Raw genomic sequence first — 17,472 nt, 5'->3', positions numbered from 1 at the left:
GAACGAGGAAGCCGGGCGACGGCGGTGGGTCGCCGAGTCGATCGAGCGGGGCGGCGGCGGCCTCAGCGTGACCGACCTGCTGGCCAAGGTGGCGACGGGGGACACGACGGCACAGCCACCGGCGGCTGAGGCACAGCCCGTGCCCGAGGTGCCCGCGGTACTCGCGGTTCCGGGCGGGGCTCCGGTCGCCGCCTCGGCCTCGGCTTCGGCTTTGGCCTCGGCCTTGGGTTCGATTCCGGCTTCGGCCTCGGCCTCGGCTTCGGCCTTGGATTCGGCTTCGGTTTCGGCTTCGGTTTCGGCTTCGGACGTGGACGTGCTGGCGGCCGCCATCGCCGACGCGGCGGGCCGTCACCTGCCCGAGGGCCGCCTTGCGCCCGACGCCGACTTCTTCGACGCCGGGGGAAGCTCCGTGCACGCCGTGGAACTCGTCGCGGAACTGGAACGCGACCTGGGCGTGGAACTCGACCTCGACGACGTGTTCGCGGACGCGCGCCCGATCAGTCTCGCCCGGCGCTGGCTGACGGCGGGCGGGCCACCGGCAACTCCGGCTCCACTCGGGCAAGTTGCCCCGGTGGTCTCCCTCAGTCCGGGGACCTCAACAGCCTCCGCGCCCCGGACGGCCACGGCGGCGCCCCTGAGCCCCGGCCCGCTCCCCCTCTCCGCCGCAGGCACCCTCCCCGCCCCCGCGCCCCGTACCCTCCCCGCCGCGGACCAGCGCACCACCCCCGCGGCCCCCGCTGCCGCCCTCCTGCCCGGCGGGCCCGGCGCCCCTCACGCCAGGGCCCGTCGTGAGGATCTCGACCAGATCCTGGCCGATCTCGCGCTCGCCGACCGGCTGCCGTTCACCGATGTGCCCGAGCCCTTGCCCCCGCGACGGATCCTGCTCACCGGTGCCACCGGATTCCTCGGCAGCCACATGCTGCTGGACCTGCTGCGGCACAGCGACGCGCACGTCTACTGCCTGGTCCGCGCCGCCGACGAGGAGGCGGCCGTCGCCCGGCTCGGTGAGCAACTGCGCGGCTACCGGTTGCCCTGGTCGGCGGAGGTCCGCCGCCGGATCACCGTGCTGCCCGGCGACATCCGCCGGCCGCGCCTCGGGCTGTCCGAGGAGCTGTGGCACACCCTCGCGCACGAACTGGACAGCATCGTCGGCGTGGCGGCGGCCGTGGACTTCCTGCGCGGCTACCAGTCGCTGCGCGGCAGCAACGTGCTCGGCGCGCTGGCCCTGGCGGAACTCGCCGCGACCGGGCGGCCCAAGCCCCTGCACCACATCTCGTCCATCGCCGTCTTCAACGAGGTCGGCATCACGTCCATGGGCGAGGACGACCCGCTCGCCCACGTCGACCGCCTCGTCGCGGGCTACGACCAGTCCAAGTGGGCCGCCGAGGTAGCGCTGCGCCGCGCCCGCGACCACGGCCTGGTGGTGTCCGCGCTGCGCCCCGGCGGCATCGCCGGCCACACCGGCACCGGCGCCTACAACCCGCAGGACCTCAGCAGCGGTTTGATCTCCGCCTTCGGCCGGTTCCGCACGGTGCCCGCCTTCCGCTACCTCAACGCGGCCCCGGTGGACTGGGTCAGCCGTGTCGCGGTCGCCGTCGTCTGCGAGCCCGACGCCTGGGGCTTCGACTACAACCTCACCGGCGTACCCAACACCCTCGACGACGTCGTACGGGACATGGCGTTCGGCGGCATGCACGTGCGGGTGCGGGACTGGGACGAGTGGCGCACCGACGCCCTGGCCCGTCTCGAAGCCGACCCCGTCCCCGAACTCGATTTCCTCAACCGGGTGTTGAGCAGCCCGACCGCGCTCAGGCTGTGCGAGGCGACTCTGAAGGGCCCGGCCGCCGACGACGACCGCACCGCCGCACTCGTCCGGGCGCTCGGCCTGCCGCTCGCGGCCCGCTACGACGCCCGGGCACAGCTGAAGACGTTCGAGAGCCTCGCGGGCGACGGCCTGGCCCGCCTCCCGCACCGCGACGACCAGCCCTACCTGTGGTTCACCGAGACCACCGAAGGCGGCGTGCACCCGATCGACGGCGAACACGACGGCGACGGCGGCACAGACGTCGACCTCGATATCGGCGATGGCGGCAGCGGCACCCCCTGCTCGATGACGCTCACTCTCTCCATCGCGAGCATGTACCAACTGGTGAAGGAGCGCCGGGTGGACGTGGCCGGCGAGGTGCGGTGCCCCGCCGTCCACCCCGAACCGCTGACCGTGGAGCACGGCGACATCTGGGTCCGCCCCGACGAGGGCATCCCGCAGCGGCACGGCCTGCGTCACCAACTCCTGCGCTACCGGCTGATATTGCGCGACGCGGACGGCGGACTGTGGTGGCTGGAGGGCCACAAGTACGCCCGGGCCCGCCGCGACCTGTGGCGGCAGACCCGGGCACTGGCCGTCGAGATCGGCCGCGACGGCGCACCGGCCACGCTGGCCGGCGAGGTCGTCGTCCCCGCCGACTCCTACGTCCGCGACCAGATCGACGGCATCGAGGTCGCCCCGCATCTGACCGGTCAGGAGAAGCGGGCCGCCAAGCTGACCTGGCTGGCCTGGTTCGGTCTGGAGATGGGCCGCGGACTGATCGGCCCGTTCGCCCGGGCCGCCGCGGACCTGCTCGACCTGCGCCGCACCCCCACCCTCACGGAGCACCAGCGATGATCTTCAAGACCGGTTCCACCGTCGGCAGGCCGCCGCTGCGCAGGGTCCGCACCGCCACCGCCCCGCGCCCGCTGCGCCACCGCCTCGACCCGGCGGCCGTCGAGGAGATCCCGCTGCGGGCCGCCGACGGCGTCCGCCTCGGCCTGACCCGCGTCGAGACCGGCGACACCGGCCGCCCCGCCGTACTGCTGCTGCACGGGCACACCGCGTCCGCCGACATGTTCCTCCAGCCCGAGACCCGCAACCTGGTCGACGTCCTGGTCGACGAGGGCTACGAGCCGTGGCTGCTGGACTGGCGGGGCAGCTGCCGGCTGCCGTACAACGAGACCGGACAGCGGTACACCTACGACGACGTGGCCCTGTACGACATCCCCGGGGCCGTCTCCTACATCCGCGGCCGCATCGGTGACCGCCCGCTGTTCGCGGTCGCGCACTGCATCGGTTCCCTCACCCTGTCGCTGAGCATGACGGCGGGCCTGGTGCCGGGCCTGGCGGGCGTGGTGTCCCAGGGGGTCTTCCTGACGCCGAAGCTCGCGGGCCGCACCTCCCTGCGGATGACGGTGGCGGGGGAGCTGCTGAAGACCCGGATCGACCACGTCCCGGTCGACTTCCGCAAGGTCGGCCTGTGGTCGAAGTACACGCCGCTGTTCGCGCTGGCCTCCCGCGGGGCGAGCTGTCCCGATCCGACCTGCCAGATCCTGCACAACTCGGCCTGGGGCACGGGCGCGTCCCTCTTCGTGCACGAGAACCTGTCGGACGCCACCCACGACCGGCTCGCGGAACTGCTCGGCCCCGCGCCGCTGTGGATCCTGCCCCACCTGCGCCGGATCGAGCTGGCGCGCAGCGTGGTCCGCTGGCACGACACCGACCACCGTTACCGGGCCCTGCCGCCCAACGCGCTGGACGCGGCCGGCCGCATCGACACCCCGGTGCTGCTGCTCGCGGGCAGCGAGAACGGGCTGTGGCTGGACTCGCAGGAGCTGTGCCGGGACGTACTCGCCCGTCGGCAGCCGCAGTTGGACGTGACGTACACCGAGATCCCGGGCTACGGCCACCTCGACACGTTCCTGGGCCGGGGCGCCGCCCTCGACGTGTTCGGACACATCCTCGGATTCCTCGGCGAACGGCGGTGACGGCCGCGGGGGTGGCCGGTTACCGTACCGGTCAGTAACCGGATTGGCCGGACCGCACTCCAGGAGGCTCCCATGCCGCAGCTCGAAGTCGACGGCGCAGCCCTGACGTACGACGACGAGGGCCCCCGCGACGGTGAGGGCGTGCCCTTGGTGTTCATCCACGGCTGGACCGCCGACCGGCACCGCTGGGACCACCAGGTGGCGCACTTCGCTGAGCGGCGCCGGGTGGTCCGGCTCGATCTGCGCGGGCACGGCGACAGCGGCGGGGCGGGGGTGCGGACGATCGCGGAACTGGCGAACGACGTCCTTGCCCTGCTCGACCATCTGAAGATCGAGCGGTTCGTGCCGGTCGGTCACTCCATGGGCGGGATGATCTCCCAGACCATCACCCTCGAACACCCCGAGCGCGTCGAGCGCATGGTGCTGGTCAACTCCATCAGCCGGATGACCTACAGCCGGGGCCGCGGCCTGCTGATGGCGGCCTCGACCCTCGTGCCCTTCAAGCTGTTCGTCGCCACCAACATCCAGCGCGCGTTCGCCCCCGGCTACCCGCGCGAGGAGATCCGGCGGTACGTGCGCTCCTCCGCGGACACCCCGCGGGAGGTCGTGATGACGCTGTACGGCGCCATGCGGGCCTTCGACGTCCTGGACCGGGTCGGCGAGATCCGCACGCCCACCCTGCTGGTCCACGGCTACTACGACATCCAGCTGCCGGTGCAGCAGATGCTGCGGATGGCGAAGGCGTACCCGGACGCGGAGGTCCGCATCCTCGACGCCGGTCATGAGCTCCCGGTGGAGAAGCCGGCCGAACTCACCGCGGCGATCGCCCGGTTCGTGACCGGCCCGGCGGCCTGAGGGCCCCCGGACCGGGTTCGTTCAGGCGGCGGGGTTCTCGGCGAGGAGGGCGTGGCCGACCGGGGTGAGGGTGTAGAGGATCGTGGTGCCCCGCCGGGTGGCCGTGACCAGTCCGGCCTCCCGCAGGACCCGCAGATGGTGGCTGGCCGCGGCCGGTGAGGCGGCGGCCCGGCGGGCCAGCTCGCCGGCCGAACAGCCGTCGGCCGCGGCCCGCAGGATGGCGGCCCGGCTCACGCCCAGCAGCCCGGCCAGCCGGTCCCGTCCGGGTTCCGGCGCGGGCCCGCTCCACCAGTCGGCGGAGCGGGCCACGGGATACACCAGCACCGGCGGCAGCCGCGGGTCGATCAGGGTGACCGGGCGGCGCCAGCAGAACACGGAGGGGACGAGGACCAGCCCGCGGCCGCCCAGATGAAGGTCCCGGTCCAGCGGGTAGTCGGCCTCCAGCACCGGCGGATGCCAGCGCAACAGCGGCCGGAAGCTGTTCAGGACGGCCTCGACGCCACCCAGCATGAAGGCCCGGGCGCGCACCGACCGGTCGGCCTCCGCCTGCGTGGCCACGCGCGGCCAGTGCGGCCTCAGTGCCGTGTCGTGATACGTCCGCAGCGCGGCGCCCAGGGCCCGTAACGCCTCGACGTCCCCGCGCGCCAGGTCCGACACGTGATCCGGCAATGGGCCGAGGGTCAGCAGCTCCCGGCGCAGCCGGCCGCGCGGTGTGTTCAGCACGGCCTCGATGCCTTCCGTCAGGCCCTGCTGTCCCTCCTGTGGGGTGAGGAAGTCCGGGAAGTCGCCGTAGGCGGGGGCCACCGTGCGCAGCAGGCGGGGCATCCAGCCGGGCAGCCGGCGCAGTTGCTCGCGCGCCTCGGCCCGCCACGGGTCGAACACGGCGGGTCCGTCCCGGTTGCCGAGCAGGTTGGTACTGAGCACGACCTCCCACAACGGATCGGGCCCGGCAGCGATACGTGTGCGGGCCAGATCGTCACCCGAGAAATGCAGCCGCAGCACGCCGACTCCTCCCATCGGCTCCTCCTCCGCAATCTAGCCTTCCCACTCCGGTATGGACCAGGCAACTTCCATGGAGATTGAAGGATGTAGCAGTTCCGAGTGACCCCGGGTGAGGATGTGCCCGCGCGGCAGGGCCGAGTTCGCCGACGAGGGGGCGGCGACCTCGCGGGGGGAAGGGGCTCAGCCGGGGACGTCGCCGTGGGCGTCCCCGGCGTGTGGCCCGGCGGACGGGGAGCGCGGCGACGGGGTGTGGCGTCAGCCGTGATCCAGCACCCCGTCCGCGGCGGCGGCCGAGGGCTGCCAGTACGTCGTCACCGGCTCCCACACCCGGATCGTGCCGCCCGTCCCGAGCTGCGCCGCGGTGAACGCGCGGCCCCGGTGGGACGGGTCGGCGGCCACGGTCAGCGCGTGCACCCCGCGCGCCTGCGGGTCCGTCGGCTCGGCGACCGTGCGTACGGCCGCGTACGCCGTCCGCCCCGGTCCGAGCCGGTACGTCCCGCCCGCCGCGGAGGGCAGCGGCAGCGCCGCGCCGTCCAGGTTCCCGAAGACGACGGTGGGGATCAGGTCCAGGGCGCACACGGACCGGCCGTGGTTGGTCACGCTCACGCGCACCACCGCCGGATTACCGGGCACGGCCGCGGCCCGCAGCGTGACGGCCCGCTCCCGGCACCCGTCGGGCCCGGCGTCGGCCCGGCTCTGCGGTGCGGCCGCGAACAGGGCGAGGACGACGGCGGCAGACAGCAGGAGCGCGGCGGCCGGGGCGGCGACGGCCGGACGGGTGCGGAGTCGGCGGTGCATCGGCGGTTCCCTCCGGTCACGGGCGCGTACGGGTCGACTGCGTGGGGCGCCGCCTGCCCAGGGCGACGGCGAGGACGGGCGAGACGCCGTAACGGGTTCACGTGGTGTGGGTGCCGTGTGGATCGCGTCCCGGGTCAGTCGTCGTCGGCGCCGCAGGAGCTGCCGTCGGCCGGCAGGGAGCCGTACAGCAGGAACGCGTCGACCTTCCTGTGCACGCACTTCGACGACGTGTACCCGGTGTGCCCGTCACCCTTGTTGTCGAGCACCACGGCCGACGGACCGAGCCGCTTCGCCGTCTCCAGGGTCCAGCGGTAGGGCGTCGCCGGGTCGCCGCGGGTGCCGACCAGGAGCATCTTCGGCGTGTCCACGTTCTTGACGTCGTCGCGGATGTAGTCCGTGCCCCTGGGGCGGCCGTAGCACATCAGCACCTGGGTCAGCCGGTACCTGCCGAACACGGGGGACGCCTGGTCGTACGCTCCGCGCAGCCGGTCGAGGTCCTTGGTGACCTGTGCGGCGGTGGGGCGGTCGGGGTCGTCCGCGCAGTTGATCGCCACCAGTGCCGCCGAAAGGTTGTCGACGGGGATGTCGGCCTGGTCGACGAGGCCGCCGTCGGGCTGGTGCCCGGAGCGCGGCGCACCGCTCTCCTGCCGGACCGGAAGGCCTTGGCCGCCGGAGGTGAACCCCATGATCGCGCGTGGCTCGCCTTCCTCGACGAGTTCGGCCAGGGCCCGTTCCAGGAGGGGCCAGAGTTTCTTGCTGTAGAGCCCCCGGCCGAGCGCGCCCACGAGGTCCTGGCCGGAGAACGGCGGGCCGAAGCCCGTCGGCACCGGGTCCAGATCGAGCGAGCGGACGACCTGGACGATCTGCTCCCTGGCCTTGCGCGCGTCCTGTCCGAACGGACAGGAGACGTCCTTCACGCACCAGTCGAGGAAGTCCTCCAGCGCGACCTGCTGGCCCGCGGCCGCCGCCACGCCCTGCTCGGCCAGTGACTCGGTCAGGGTGTCCACCCCGTCGAGCGCCATCCGGCCCACCCGGTCCGGGAACTGCGCCGCGTACACCGCGCCCAGCCGGGTTCCGTAGGAGAACCCGAGATAGTTGAGCTTCTTGTCGCCGAGGGCCTGGCGGATGACGTCCAGGTCCCGCGCGGAGTTCACCGTGCCTATGTGGGGCAGGACCGGCCCGGAGTAGCGGGCGCAGGTCTGAGCCGCCTGCTTCAGCTGCCCGAGGGCGGCCTGCGGGTCCTCCAGGCTGTTGGTCTCCTTCGTGGTCGTCGCAACCTCCTGCCGGCCCTCACCGCAGCTGACGGGCGAGGACCGGCCGACGCCGCGGGGGTCGAAGGAGACCATGTCGTAGCCGTTCGTCAGGCCCATGAAGTCCTTGCCGCCGGAGGCCAGTTCGTCGACCCCGGAGCCGCCCGGGCCGCCGAAGTTGAGCAGCACCGAGCCGTGCGACTTCCCCGTCGTCCGGTAGCGGGCCAGGGCCAGGTCGAGCGTGCCGGAAGCGGGCCGCGCGTAGTCGAGGGGGACCGTGACCTTCCCGCACCGCAGATCCGCGGGTATGCCATGACCCGGGCACGCCGACCAGGTGATCTTCTGGTGGTAGAACCGGGACAGTTCGGTCTCGACGCCGTCCGCGACCGCCGTCGGCAGCCCCGCGCCCAGCAGGGCCAGCCCGACGGCCCCGCCCAGCGCACGGCGCCGTATCGCGGGACGCGTGGACAGCTTTGCCGGCATCGGTGCCTCCAGGGCGCCCCCACAACGGTCCGGGGCGCATACTCCCGCTCACGATAGGCGGACCCCGGAATCCTCGCCTCCGGGCGAAGGATCCTCCTTTCGTACCCCTGCCGTCGTTGACGCCGGTATGACCGTATTGCTGCCAGTTCGAGTGCTGTGCCGCTCGATGGGGTGAAGGGGCGATAAGCCATAACTCCGATGGTTCGAGCCGCGTTCTACGGGGTGCGGGCGAGCGCCCGCGACCATGTCTGGAAGGCAGGGAACCTATGAGACGGGTTACCCGAAACGGTGTGATCGCAGTAGCCGCCGCCTCCGGCGCTATGGCGGTCACGATTCCCGCTTACGCCGGTTCCGCGGCGGACGGTTCCGCAGCCGGTTCGCCGGGTCTGATCTCCGGTAACGCGATTCAGCTCCCGGTGCACGTTCCGGTGAACGTGTGCGGGAACACCGTGAACGTGGCGGGGTTGCTGAACCCGGCCGCGGGCAACACCTGCGCGAACCGTGACTCGGCCGGGTCCGGGGCGGTCCGAGCCGGCGCACCCGGCCGGGCGGCCTCCGGCCGGGGGGCGTCCGATCGAGCGGCGGCGCCCGGCGGGGCCGCGGCCCAGGGGGGCGCGGAGGCGCACGGCGAGGCGGCCGACTCGCCCGGCCTCCTCTCCGGCAACGGCCTGGAGCTCCCGGTTCACCTCCCGGTGAACGTCAGCGGGAACGCCGTGACCGTGGTCGGCGCCGGCAACGCGTCCGTCGGCAACGAGTCCACGAACACCTCCGTGGAACCCCCGGCCGAGCCGGTGCAGCCCACGACTCCGGTGGACCGCGTCGTCCCGCCGACGCCCCAGAAGCCGCGGTCCATGTCGTACGACTCCGGTGAGACCGTGACCTCCCTCGCCCACACGGGAGCGGACCAGACGCTGCCGGCCCTCGCCGGCAGTGCCGCCCTGGTCCTGGGCGGAGCCGCCCTCTACCGGCGCTTCCGGCCGCAAGCGGATCGCTGACCGAACCCTTTCTCCCGGTTCGGCATGACCTACGGAGGGCCTCATGAGCGGGGCCCTCCGTCAGGCGTCGCCGCGGTGGAAGCGCCGGTGCAGGGCGCGTACCTCCTCGACCAGCGCGTCCACCGGCCCCTCCACGACCACCCCGGGGGCGATCTCCCCGACCGGCAGGCTCCGCACCGGCGGCGCGGGCACCCCCCATCCGCCGAGCCAGCCCGCCAGCTGCTCGGACGACGCCACGTACACGATGCGCCCGAGCCCCACCCAGGCATGCGCGGCCGCGCACATGGGGCAGTGCTCGCCGGACGTGTAGACGGTCGCCGCCGCCCGCTCCCCGACGGTCATGCGCGCCGCCGCCCAGCGGGCCAGCTCGAACTCCGGATGCCGCGTACGGTCGCCGGAGGCCACCCGGTTGTGGTCCTCCGCCAGTACGGAGCCGTCCGCGCCCACCAGCACCGACCCGAACGGTTCGTCGCCCGCGGCCAGCGCCTCGGCGGCCAGCTCGACGCACCGACGCAGATACGGCAGTTCGGCGTCCTTCACCATGGCGCACTCCTCTCCTCATCCCATGATCCGGAACCGCAGGCTACGTGCCGCGGGCGGCCCGCCGAGGCCCCTCCGCGTACGACGGAAGACGTGCCGGTCGTAAATGCGTTGAGGCGGCCGGTCCCGACTGCTGAAGTCGACGCATGAGTCACTTGGATCACGCGGCGGTACTCGCCCTCTACGACCGGGTCATGCGCGAAGGCGTCCGCCCCGACGGCCCCGACGCCCGCGTCGAGCACACCGGCAGGGTGGTCCGTCAGGTCGCCTCCGCGCAGGGCTGGAACGGAATCACCTGGTCGGCGCTGGACGCGGCGGGCGCGGACGCGGTGATCGCCGAGCAGATCGCGTACTTCACCGGGCTGGGCCGCGCGTTCGAGTGGAAGCTCTACGCGCATGACCTGCCGGTCGACCTCGGGCGGCGGCTCCTGGCGGCCGGGTTCACGCCCGAGCCCGAGGAGGCGCTGGTGGTGGCCGAGACGGCCGGCCTGTCCCTCGACGCCGAGCCGCCCGCCGGAGTCCGCGTCCTGCCCGTCACCGACGCCGCAGGCGTCGACCTGATGGTCGAGGCGCACGAGAAAGCCTTCGGCACGGACGGCGCCCGGCTGCGCCATCAGGTGCTCGCCCGCCTCGCCGCCGACCCGGAGTCCCTCGTGGCCGTGGTCGCTCTCGCCGGTGACGAGCCGGTGAGCTCGGCCCGCATGGAACTGGTCCCCGGCACACCGTTCGCCGGACTGTGGGGTGGCGGCACCGTCGAAGCCTGGCGCGGCCGGGGCATCTACCGCGCCCTGATCGCCCACCGCGCCCGCGTCGCCGCCGACCTCGGCTACCGCTACCTCCAGGTCGACGCCTCCGCCGACAGCCGCCCCATCCTGGAACGCCTCGGCTTCACGCAATTGAGCACGACGACGCCGTACGTGTACGCGCCGTAGCGCGTCCGCGGCCCGGGCCACGTCTGCCGGATCGGACGGGGCCGGGCCGGGCCCGTACGCGTACGTGCCGTAGCGTGCCGGCGCCCGGGGCCGCGGCGGTCGGTCGGGGCCGACGGTCACGTGCGGATACGTGCCGTAGCGCGCCGGCGGCCTGGACCTCGGCAGCCGGTCGGGCGGGGGCCGACGAGTCCGTACGTGTGTGCCGTAGCGCGCCCGCGCCGCGGGCCACCTCAGCCGGATCGGCCGGGCAGGATCGCCTCGTGCGTGTAACGCGCCGCCGGGCCCGGGCCTCGGCAGCCGGTCGGGGCCGGACCCGGGCCGGGCGGCAGGGCACCTCACCCCAGGTGGCACCACGCCGCACGCGCAGGCGCGTGCGGCGGCCGGGTCACGTCAGGTCGAACGTGTCCGCCAGGGCGTCGAGCTGGGCCGTGAGCAGCGTGCCCCCGTCGTGGCCCATGCCCTTGAACTGGCCTGACACCTCCAGGCCGATCGCCCCGTGCAGCTGGGTCCAGACGAGCACCGCACCGGCCAGCGCGACCCCCTCGGCCCCCGCGGGAACTCCGCCGCGGGCCCAGTCGCCGACCGCCGTGTCCTGCTCCGCCCACACCGACATCTGCGCCACGACGGGGCGCACCGCCGCCGACGGCTGGGCCCCGGCGAAGGCCGCCAGGAACGGGCCGAGCACCGCCCGCGCGCTGTCCAGCGTGTCCGGGGGCGCGGTGTAGCCGGGCACCGGGGTCCCCTCGATCAGCAGATAGCGGTGCGGCTGGGCCACCGCCCACTCCCGGCAGGCACCCGCGAGCGCCTGGAGACGGGCGCGGGCCCCACCACGCTCGGCGAGGGTGTCCGCGGCCTCGGCGACGGCCGCGGACAGGTCCGCGTAGGCGTCGCGGATCAGGTCCGTCAGCAGCGCGTCGCGGCTGTCGAAGTACCGGTAGAGGGCGGGCCCCGACAGCCCGACCTCCTTGGCGATGCGCGTCAGGGCCACCGCCCCGGTACCGCCCTCGGCCAGTTGCCGCAGGGCGATGTCCTTGATCTCCGCGCGCGTCTGCTCGCGATAGCGCGCCCTCGGGCTCTGCCCCGTGCCGGTCACGGCGACTCCTCTCTCCAGTGCGCGACACACCCTAACGAAGGCCGGGGTGCCCCACACTTGCTAGGCATCATCACAACAGTTACAGTATCTAACTGTAGCGACTGGCCATCAGGGCCGGAAGTCGAGAACCACGGACCGAGGAGATCGCCATGTCCGCTGTCACCGACGAGAACCGCAACCAGGGCCAGGACCTGCACGCCGTCCTCGGCGCCGGGCCCGCCGGTACCACGCTCGCCGGCGAACTGGCCCGCCGGGGCCACTCCGTACGGCTCGTCGACCGCAAGGGCGAGGGCCCGGCGCTCGACGGGGTGGAGCGGTTCGCCGCCGACGTCAGCACCGCCGAGGGCGCGCGGGCGGCCGTGGCCGGCGCCGCGGTCGTTTACCACTGCGTGAACGTCGGCTACCACCTCCAGGTGGAGGTGATGCCCCGCATCCAGGAGGCCGTCCTGAGCGCCGTCGAGGCGTCCGCAGCGCGCCTGGTCGTGCTGGACACGCTCTACCCGTACGGCGAGACCGGGGGAGCGGTCATGACGGAGGACTCCCCGTGGCGGGCCACGAGCCGCAAGGGCCGGATGCGCGCCGAGCTCGACGAGAAGTACCTCGACGCACACCGTGAGGGACGTGCCCGGGTGGTCCTGGGCCGGTCCGCCGACTTCGTCGGCCCGGGCGTGCTCAACTCCTCCCTGGGTGCCGCGGTGTTCCCCGGCGCGCTCACCGGCGGACAGGTGATGGCTTTCGGGGACATCGACCTGCCGCACAGCTACACGAACATCGCGGACGTGGCCGCGGGCCTGGCCACCCTCGGCGAGCACCCGGAGGGCGACGGCCGGGTCTGGCACCTGCCGACCGCGCCCGCCGTCAGCACACGGGAGATCCACGCCATGATCGAGAAGCGGGTGGGCGCCGCACTGGACGTGGCGATCCTCGAAGAGGCCCGCCCCGTCGGCCCGTTCGACGAGCGGTTCATGGCCGAGTACGCGGAGATGTTCTACCAGCACACGGAGCCGCAGATCGTGGACTCCGCCGCCTTCGAGGAGGCCTTCGGCGTCACCGCGACACCGCTCCCGGAGACCGTGGACACCACCGTGGCCTGGTACGGCGAGTGGCTCGCGGCCAGGTGAGGGCCGCGTCCCGGCGGCTCACAGATCGTGCTGGTACTCCACCGACCGGTGCGTCGGGACGTAGCCGAGCGCGTCGTTGACCGCGAGCATGGGCGCGTTGCCGTCTGCCGTGTCGGTGAGCAGCCCGCCCAGCCCCGGGTGCCGCTCGAGTGCCCGGCGGATCGACGCAGCCTTCATCCAGCGGGCGAGGCCGCGGCCGCGGTGCTCCGGGAGCACCGCGGTGCCGTAGTGCTGTCCGTCACCCAGGCCGTCGCCGGGCACGACCAGTTCGCTGAAGCCGACGACGCGGCCGTCCGCGGTGTCCACCGCGGCGACGGTGTGCAGCAGATCGCCGCGCCGGGCGACCGCCTCGGCGGCCGCGACCACCCGCTCCACGTCCCAGACCACCGTGCCGTAGTCGGTGTCCTCCATCGGCATGTCGTCCATGGCGCGCCGCGAGTCGGCGTACGTCCGCGCCAGCTCGGCCGGCACGGTGCCGTCCCACGCCGTCAGCCGGTAGCCCGGGTGGGGACGGTCGACGAGCGCGTCGAGCGCCTCGGGGTCGGCGTCGGCCGTCGACAGCCGGGCGTACGTCAGGGACAGCACCGGCCGGAAGTCCCGCGCGGCCAGGAACAGGTCGGCGGGGGAGCCCTGCCGGGCCTGGGCGAGCACCGCCCGCCGCCCCTCCGACCGCGCCGCGGCCAGGGCCGCGTCCAGCAGCCGGGTGCCGACGCCCGTGCGCCGTTGCGCCCGGTGCACCGCGAGTTCCAGCTCGGCCAGGTGCTCCTGCCCCGCCCGGGTGAACAGACGCAGGAACGCGGATCCGACCGGCTCTCCGTCCTCGTCGGAGGCCAGCCAGGCCAGGCGACGGCTGGACGGCCCGGGTTCGGGATCGGTGAGCGGGGTGATGCGCGGGGACAAGGCGGCTCCGTCACGGTGGGCGTGGAGGTGGGTCGAGCCGCAGCAGCCAACTGCAACACGACCGCCGCCCGCAACGGGATTTACGGCGGTCCGGGCCGCGCCGTCCTGTTCGGGAGGTCGGCGGCGCGGCAAGGGGCGGCCCCGGTGTCGGGGCCGCCCCATCGTGTCTCCCCGGGTAGACCGTCGTGGCTGTCGCGGGCTACCGAGGCGTGGCGCCACTCGCGCCGCGCCTCACCGCCGGGCCCGGGACCGGTCCAGTGCGGCCACGCCCAGCGCGGCGAGGCCGATCTGGATGAGCCACTCGATCCAGTCGACGCCGTCGGTGTCGGCCACGTCGAAGGCGGCGGCTATCGCCGCTCCGACGAACGCGGCCAGAATGCCGACGCCGATCGTCCACAGGATGCCGATGCGCTGACGTCCCGGAACGACGAGCCGTCCCAGCACACCGATGATGATGCCGATGATGATGGCACTGACGATGCCGGAGATCTCCATTTCCGCCCCTCTGTGTCGGACCCTCGCTGCACTGCATCTGCCCGCTGGAGCCTGGTGCAGTCCCTTCCGGTTACTGCCCGCGCTTGATGGTCCTCGCACAGCCATGCCAGGTGGCCTTTTTGCTCCACGCGTGTAGATCCCCATGTTGGTTCTGCACGCCAGGACTTGGCGAGCGCACCCGCAATGTCCGCACCCCTCTGGGAGGTTTGACGGATGCCCGGATCCAGAAGGTCCCGACGCGGAGTCACCACCGGCGTCGCTGGTCTCGGGCCGCTCACCTGGAGTGCCACCAGCGGCGGCATCAGCGACTTCAGCAGCCAACGAAAGGGCGCTCGACGTGAGCTGACGTCCTGGGCCCGGCTCGGCGCCGGGCCCACCCGGTCATGGCGCCGGGACGGTCCGCTCCGGCGTGTTCCAGCCGGAGACCCGCACACGCGGCGCGGAGCCGTGCAGATCGGCCGTCCGGTAGGTGGCGGTCAGCGTCATCGACTCACCGGGCCAGAGGCTGACGTCGTTGTCCGACCACCGCACCGGCAGGACCGGCCGGCCCGCCGCGTCCACGAGATGGACGTCCGTCATCAGCGACGGGGTCTTCGCGCTCCCCGTGGCCCGCACGGTCACCGTCGTGGTCGACAGGTCGCCCGAGGACCGTGTCGACGCCGTGGCCGACACCGGCGCCTGCGCCATCGAGGCGAGCCCCTTCAGGTCCGCGTAGGCGGTCGTCGGCGTGTAATACCAGTCGGTGCGGGCCCAGTCGAGGGTGTCCGGCCTGGTGGAGAGCCAGTACACGTTCCGGCTCAGCTCGGTGCCGGCCGAGTCGAACAGGACCAGGCGGGCCAGGTATGTGGTCGACAGTCCGCTCACGGACGACGGCAGTGTCAGTGCGGTGGTGCGCGCGCCGTCCCCGTCGACCGTCACCCCCTTGACCGTCGTGTCGTACTTCTGCGTGCCGTCGGGGTCGAACAGCGTGGCCCGTACGGTGAGTCCCTCGGCGGGGGCGTGCCGGTTGTCCACCACGACGACCGAGCGGTCGTCGTACGAGTACTGGACGTGCAGCGGCTCGTTCGCCTTCTTCGCCCCGAAGTAGGCGCCTCCCTGGTCGAGGTAACGATCCATCAGCTGCCAGTGCAAGGACGTCCAGCCGCTGTTGAACATCCAGTAGATCACTCCGGTGGACGGCTTCGAGGAGTCGGTGGCGTTGCGCCCGTACGCCTCGAACTGGGCGCGCACGGCCTCGTACTGGGCGAGCTGCGCCTTGCGCACGTAGTCGGTGAGGCTGCTCGGGGCGCCGTAGCGGCCGGTGAGGGCGTTGTCGTAGAGCTTGAGCGTGCCGAAGGTGGCGGACGGGGAGCGGTGGTACTGCTTGGCGTCCGGGTTCTTCCAGAGGGTGTCCAGCTCGGCGGGGGTCATCATCCGGCGCAGGGTGTCGAGGGTGGGGATGTCGGGGCCCGCGCTGGTCTCGGAGTTGAAGCCGGTGGCGCCGCCCTCCCGCTTGGCGTACCAGTAGTCCGGCGGGATCCAGTCGTAGGGTCCGGTCATCTTCATCCCGGAACTCCCCGACCGCGGTGCGGACTTGTCGGAGGCGGCGGCGACCACGGGGGTCGGCCAGTCGGCGGCCGCCAGAGCGTCCAGGTAGTTCTTCTCGATCGTGGCGTCGGGTGCGAAGTCGCTGCCGATCAGGAAGGAGATGACGCTCGGGTGGTCGCGCAGCCGGGCGGCCTCGGCGGCCATCGAGGCCTTGGCGACGGGATAGTCGGCGGACGTCCACTTCTCGCCGTTCTCGGTCCCGTTGACCTGGCCCTCCCACTTGTCGCAGCACTCCCACCCCGGCAGGGTGAGGACGCCGAGCCGGTCGGCGAGGTCGAAGAACTCGTCCGGCTCGATGTGGCCCTCCAGCCGGATGGTGTTGAGGCCGAGGTCGAGGGCGTACTTCAGGCGGTCCTCGACGTAGGTGGTGTCCCAGCGCAGGAACTCGTCCGGTGACCAGCCGCCGCCCTTGATCAGCAGCCTGCGGCCGTTGATCCGGTACTGACGGGCGCCGTCGGAGTTCAGCGGTGCCTGGACGTCGCGGATGCCGAAGCTCTCGTGCGTGCCGTCCGACACCGTGCCCGCGACGGACGCGGTCAGGTCCAGGTCGTACAGGGGCTGTTCGCCCATGCCCGCCGGCCACCAGACCTTCGGCGACGCCAGCCGGAGACCGGGGACGTCGGCGGGGGTGAAGGCCACGGTCTTCGTCTCGTGGGCGGCGAGTGCGACCGTCCGGGTGAAGGACGCCTCGCCGACGCGGCCGGCCACCTCGGCCGTGACGGCAGCGCCGGAGTCGTTGCGGACCCGCGCCTTCACCGTCAGGTCGGCCGCCGCCAGCGACGGCACGGTCAGTTTCGTCACCACGTGCGCGTCGCGCAGCGCGACCGGGCCGCCGCGGCGGACCAGGACGTCACGCACGATGCCCATGTTCTGGTCGGGCGGCGGCTGGAGCCAGTCGAGCCAGCCCATCGTCAGCATGCTGCTCGGCTCGTTGGGCCGGATGCGGAAGGCGACCGTGTTGGTGCCCGCCTGGACGAGGGAGGTGATGTCCAACTCGTGCCGGGTGTAGGCGCCGGTGACGTCCGAGGTCCCGGCCACCTGCCGGCCGTTGACGTAGACGTCCGCCGCCGAGATCACCCCGCTGAAGTCGAGATAGGTGCGCTGCCGGGGGTCGGCGACCGTGAAGTCGGAGCGGTACCACCACGGGACCTGGAAGTCGGCCTTCGGGATCTTCTGCTGGTCGGTCGAGTAGAACGGGTCGGCGTACACGCCGTCGGCGAGCAGGGCCGCCAGGACGGTGGAGCGGGGCCCGGCCGGGTGCCAGCCGGTCGCCGGGTAGCCGGGGGAGGAGACCGCCGCCGGTGTGTCGCGCACCTTCGCCGTGGACTGGATCGCGTAGCCGGAGAGCCGGGTGGCGGTGCCCGCCGCGCCGGGGACCCTGGTGGTCCAGGCCTGCCCGTGCGGCGGTGCCAGATGGCGGGCCCCGGCCCACGCGCCAGGGTCGAGCGAGCAGACCAGGCCCAGGGCCACGGCGGACGCGGCGAGGCGGCGGGCGGCGGGGCGAGGGAACACGTCGGTCTCCAGCCTCGTAAGGTTAGGAAACTTTACTAACTCGGCTCAAGCTAGGACGCGGAGTGGGGCGTGTCAATCACCGTGGCGGCCTGTTGCCGACGCCCTGCGCGGCCT

14 protein-coding genes are annotated in these 17,472 nt (G+C 73.0%); 6 read left to right on the top strand and 8 right to left on the bottom strand.

Annotated features, from left to right (window positions below):
- The first annotated feature begins 307 nt into the window (after positions 1–307).
- The 3 genes from ACFV0T_RS16685 (at position 308) to ACFV0T_RS16675 (ending at position 4,650) form a co-directional block, all read left to right on the top strand.
- Positions 308–2,662, top strand: a complete 2,355-nt coding sequence (locus ACFV0T_RS16685) for a thioester reductase domain-containing protein (protein ID WP_385779084.1) — start codon at positions 308–310, stop codon at positions 2,660–2,662.
- On the top strand, positions 2,659–3,795 hold the full coding sequence (locus tag ACFV0T_RS16680) for an alpha/beta hydrolase (RefSeq protein WP_385779082.1): 1,137 nt from the start codon (positions 2,659–2,661) through the stop codon (positions 3,793–3,795). The genes ACFV0T_RS16685 and ACFV0T_RS16680 overlap by 4 nt, the downstream gene beginning before the upstream one ends.
- Positions 3,796–3,867: 72 nt before the next feature.
- Positions 3,868–4,650 (top strand): alpha/beta fold hydrolase, encoded by a 783-nt coding sequence (locus tag ACFV0T_RS16675; RefSeq protein WP_385779081.1) that lies wholly within the window; start codon positions 3,868–3,870, stop codon positions 4,648–4,650.
- A gap of 21 nt (positions 4,651–4,671) precedes the next feature.
- Here the strand turns inward: ACFV0T_RS16675 and ACFV0T_RS16670 are convergent, their stop codons facing one another.
- The 3 genes from ACFV0T_RS16670 to ACFV0T_RS16660 form a co-directional block, all read right to left on the bottom strand.
- Positions 4,672–5,667 (bottom strand): ArsR/SmtB family transcription factor, encoded by a 996-nt coding sequence (locus ACFV0T_RS16670; RefSeq protein WP_385779079.1) that lies wholly within the window; start codon positions 5,665–5,667, stop codon positions 4,672–4,674.
- A gap of 240 nt (positions 5,668–5,907) precedes the next feature.
- Positions 5,908–6,450 (bottom strand): DUF4232 domain-containing protein, encoded by a 543-nt coding sequence (locus tag ACFV0T_RS16665; protein ID WP_385779077.1) that lies wholly within the window; start codon positions 6,448–6,450, stop codon positions 5,908–5,910.
- Positions 6,451–6,584: 134 nt separating this feature from the next.
- Positions 6,585–8,183: an alpha/beta hydrolase gene (locus ACFV0T_RS16660; RefSeq protein ID WP_385779076.1), complete on the bottom strand. Its 1,599-nt coding sequence runs from the start codon at positions 8,181–8,183 to the stop codon at positions 6,585–6,587.
- 266 nt (positions 8,184–8,449) lie between these two features.
- Between ACFV0T_RS16660 and ACFV0T_RS16655 the strand changes: the two genes are divergently transcribed.
- The gene (locus ACFV0T_RS16655; RefSeq protein WP_385779074.1) at positions 8,450–9,178 is read left to right on the top strand and encodes a chaplin family protein; all 729 of its coding nucleotides are present in this window, start codon (positions 8,450–8,452) and stop codon (positions 9,176–9,178) included.
- Positions 9,179–9,238: 60 nt separating this feature from the next.
- Here ACFV0T_RS16655 and ACFV0T_RS16650 read toward each other — a convergent pair whose 3' ends face one another.
- Positions 9,239–9,721, bottom strand: coding sequence for a nucleoside deaminase (locus ACFV0T_RS16650; protein ID WP_385779072.1), 483 nt, complete (start codon positions 9,719–9,721; stop codon positions 9,239–9,241).
- 152 nt (positions 9,722–9,873) lie between these two features.
- On the opposite strand from ACFV0T_RS16650, the gene ACFV0T_RS16645 reads away from it, so the two are divergent.
- Entirely contained in the window at positions 9,874–10,650 is a 777-nt protein-coding gene (locus ACFV0T_RS16645) for a GNAT family N-acetyltransferase (RefSeq protein WP_385779100.1), read from the top strand.
- Between the two features lie 385 nt (positions 10,651–11,035).
- Here ACFV0T_RS16645 and ACFV0T_RS16640 read toward each other — a convergent pair whose 3' ends face one another.
- Positions 11,036–11,743 carry a TetR/AcrR family transcriptional regulator gene (locus tag ACFV0T_RS16640; RefSeq protein WP_385779071.1) on the bottom strand — a complete coding sequence of 236 codons (708 nt, stop codon included), beginning with the start codon at positions 11,741–11,743 and terminating at the stop codon, positions 11,036–11,038.
- A 149-nt stretch (positions 11,744–11,892) separates the two neighbouring features.
- Here ACFV0T_RS16640 and ACFV0T_RS16635 point away from each other — a divergent pair, with 149 nt between their 5' ends.
- Positions 11,893–12,864, top strand: a complete 972-nt coding sequence (locus ACFV0T_RS16635; RefSeq protein ID WP_385779069.1) for an NAD-dependent epimerase/dehydratase family protein — start codon at positions 11,893–11,895, stop codon at positions 12,862–12,864.
- Between the two features lie 18 nt (positions 12,865–12,882).
- Here ACFV0T_RS16635 and ACFV0T_RS16630 read toward each other — a convergent pair whose 3' ends face one another.
- The 3 genes from ACFV0T_RS16630 to ACFV0T_RS16620 form a co-directional block, all read right to left on the bottom strand.
- Positions 12,883–13,764: a GNAT family N-acetyltransferase gene (locus tag ACFV0T_RS16630; protein WP_385779067.1), complete on the bottom strand. Its 882-nt coding sequence runs from the start codon at positions 13,762–13,764 to the stop codon at positions 12,883–12,885.
- Positions 13,765–13,995: 231 nt separating this feature from the next.
- Positions 13,996–14,259 (bottom strand): GlsB/YeaQ/YmgE family stress response membrane protein, encoded by a 264-nt coding sequence (locus ACFV0T_RS16625; RefSeq protein WP_385779065.1) that lies wholly within the window; start codon positions 14,257–14,259, stop codon positions 13,996–13,998.
- Between the two features lie 381 nt (positions 14,260–14,640).
- Positions 14,641–17,358 (bottom strand): sugar-binding domain-containing protein, encoded by a 2,718-nt coding sequence (locus ACFV0T_RS16620; protein WP_385779064.1) that lies wholly within the window; start codon positions 17,356–17,358, stop codon positions 14,641–14,643.
- Positions 17,359–17,472 lie beyond the last annotated feature (114 nt).

Origin of the sequence: Streptomyces sp. NPDC059582, from assembly GCF_042735715.1 — a bacterium.
In the GTDB taxonomy this organism is placed as follows: Bacteria; Actinomycetota; Actinomycetes; order Streptomycetales; family Streptomycetaceae; genus Streptomyces.
Note: the sequence above shows the minus strand (reverse complement) of the source record. Positions and strands in the feature narration are given on the sequence as shown.

What these genes read in the sequence shown, in the direction of transcription:
- ACFV0T_RS16680 (WP_385779082.1), top strand. Translation starts at nt 2,659, where the DNA reads ATGATCTTCAAGACCGGTTCCACCGTCGGCAGGCCGCCGCTGCGCAGG.
- ACFV0T_RS16675 (WP_385779081.1), top strand. Translation starts at nt 3,868, where the DNA reads ATGCCGCAGCTCGAAGTCGACGGCGCAGCCCTGACGTACGACGACGAG.
- ACFV0T_RS16670 (WP_385779079.1), bottom strand. Translation starts at nt 5,667, where the DNA reads ATGGGAGGAGTCGGCGTGCTGCGGCTGCATTTCTCGGGTGACGATCTG.
- ACFV0T_RS16665 (WP_385779077.1), bottom strand. Translation starts at nt 6,450, where the DNA reads ATGCACCGCCGACTCCGCACCCGTCCGGCCGTCGCCGCCCCGGCCGCC.
- ACFV0T_RS16660 (WP_385779076.1), bottom strand. Translation starts at nt 8,183, where the DNA reads ATGCCGGCAAAGCTGTCCACGCGTCCCGCGATACGGCGCCGTGCGCTG.
- ACFV0T_RS16655 (WP_385779074.1), top strand. Translation starts at nt 8,450, where the DNA reads ATGAGACGGGTTACCCGAAACGGTGTGATCGCAGTAGCCGCCGCCTCC.
- ACFV0T_RS16650 (WP_385779072.1), bottom strand. Translation starts at nt 9,721, where the DNA reads ATGGTGAAGGACGCCGAACTGCCGTATCTGCGTCGGTGCGTCGAGCTG.
- ACFV0T_RS16635 (WP_385779069.1), top strand. Translation starts at nt 11,893, where the DNA reads ATGTCCGCTGTCACCGACGAGAACCGCAACCAGGGCCAGGACCTGCAC.
- ACFV0T_RS16625 (WP_385779065.1), bottom strand. Translation starts at nt 14,259, where the DNA reads ATGGAGATCTCCGGCATCGTCAGTGCCATCATCATCGGCATCATCATC.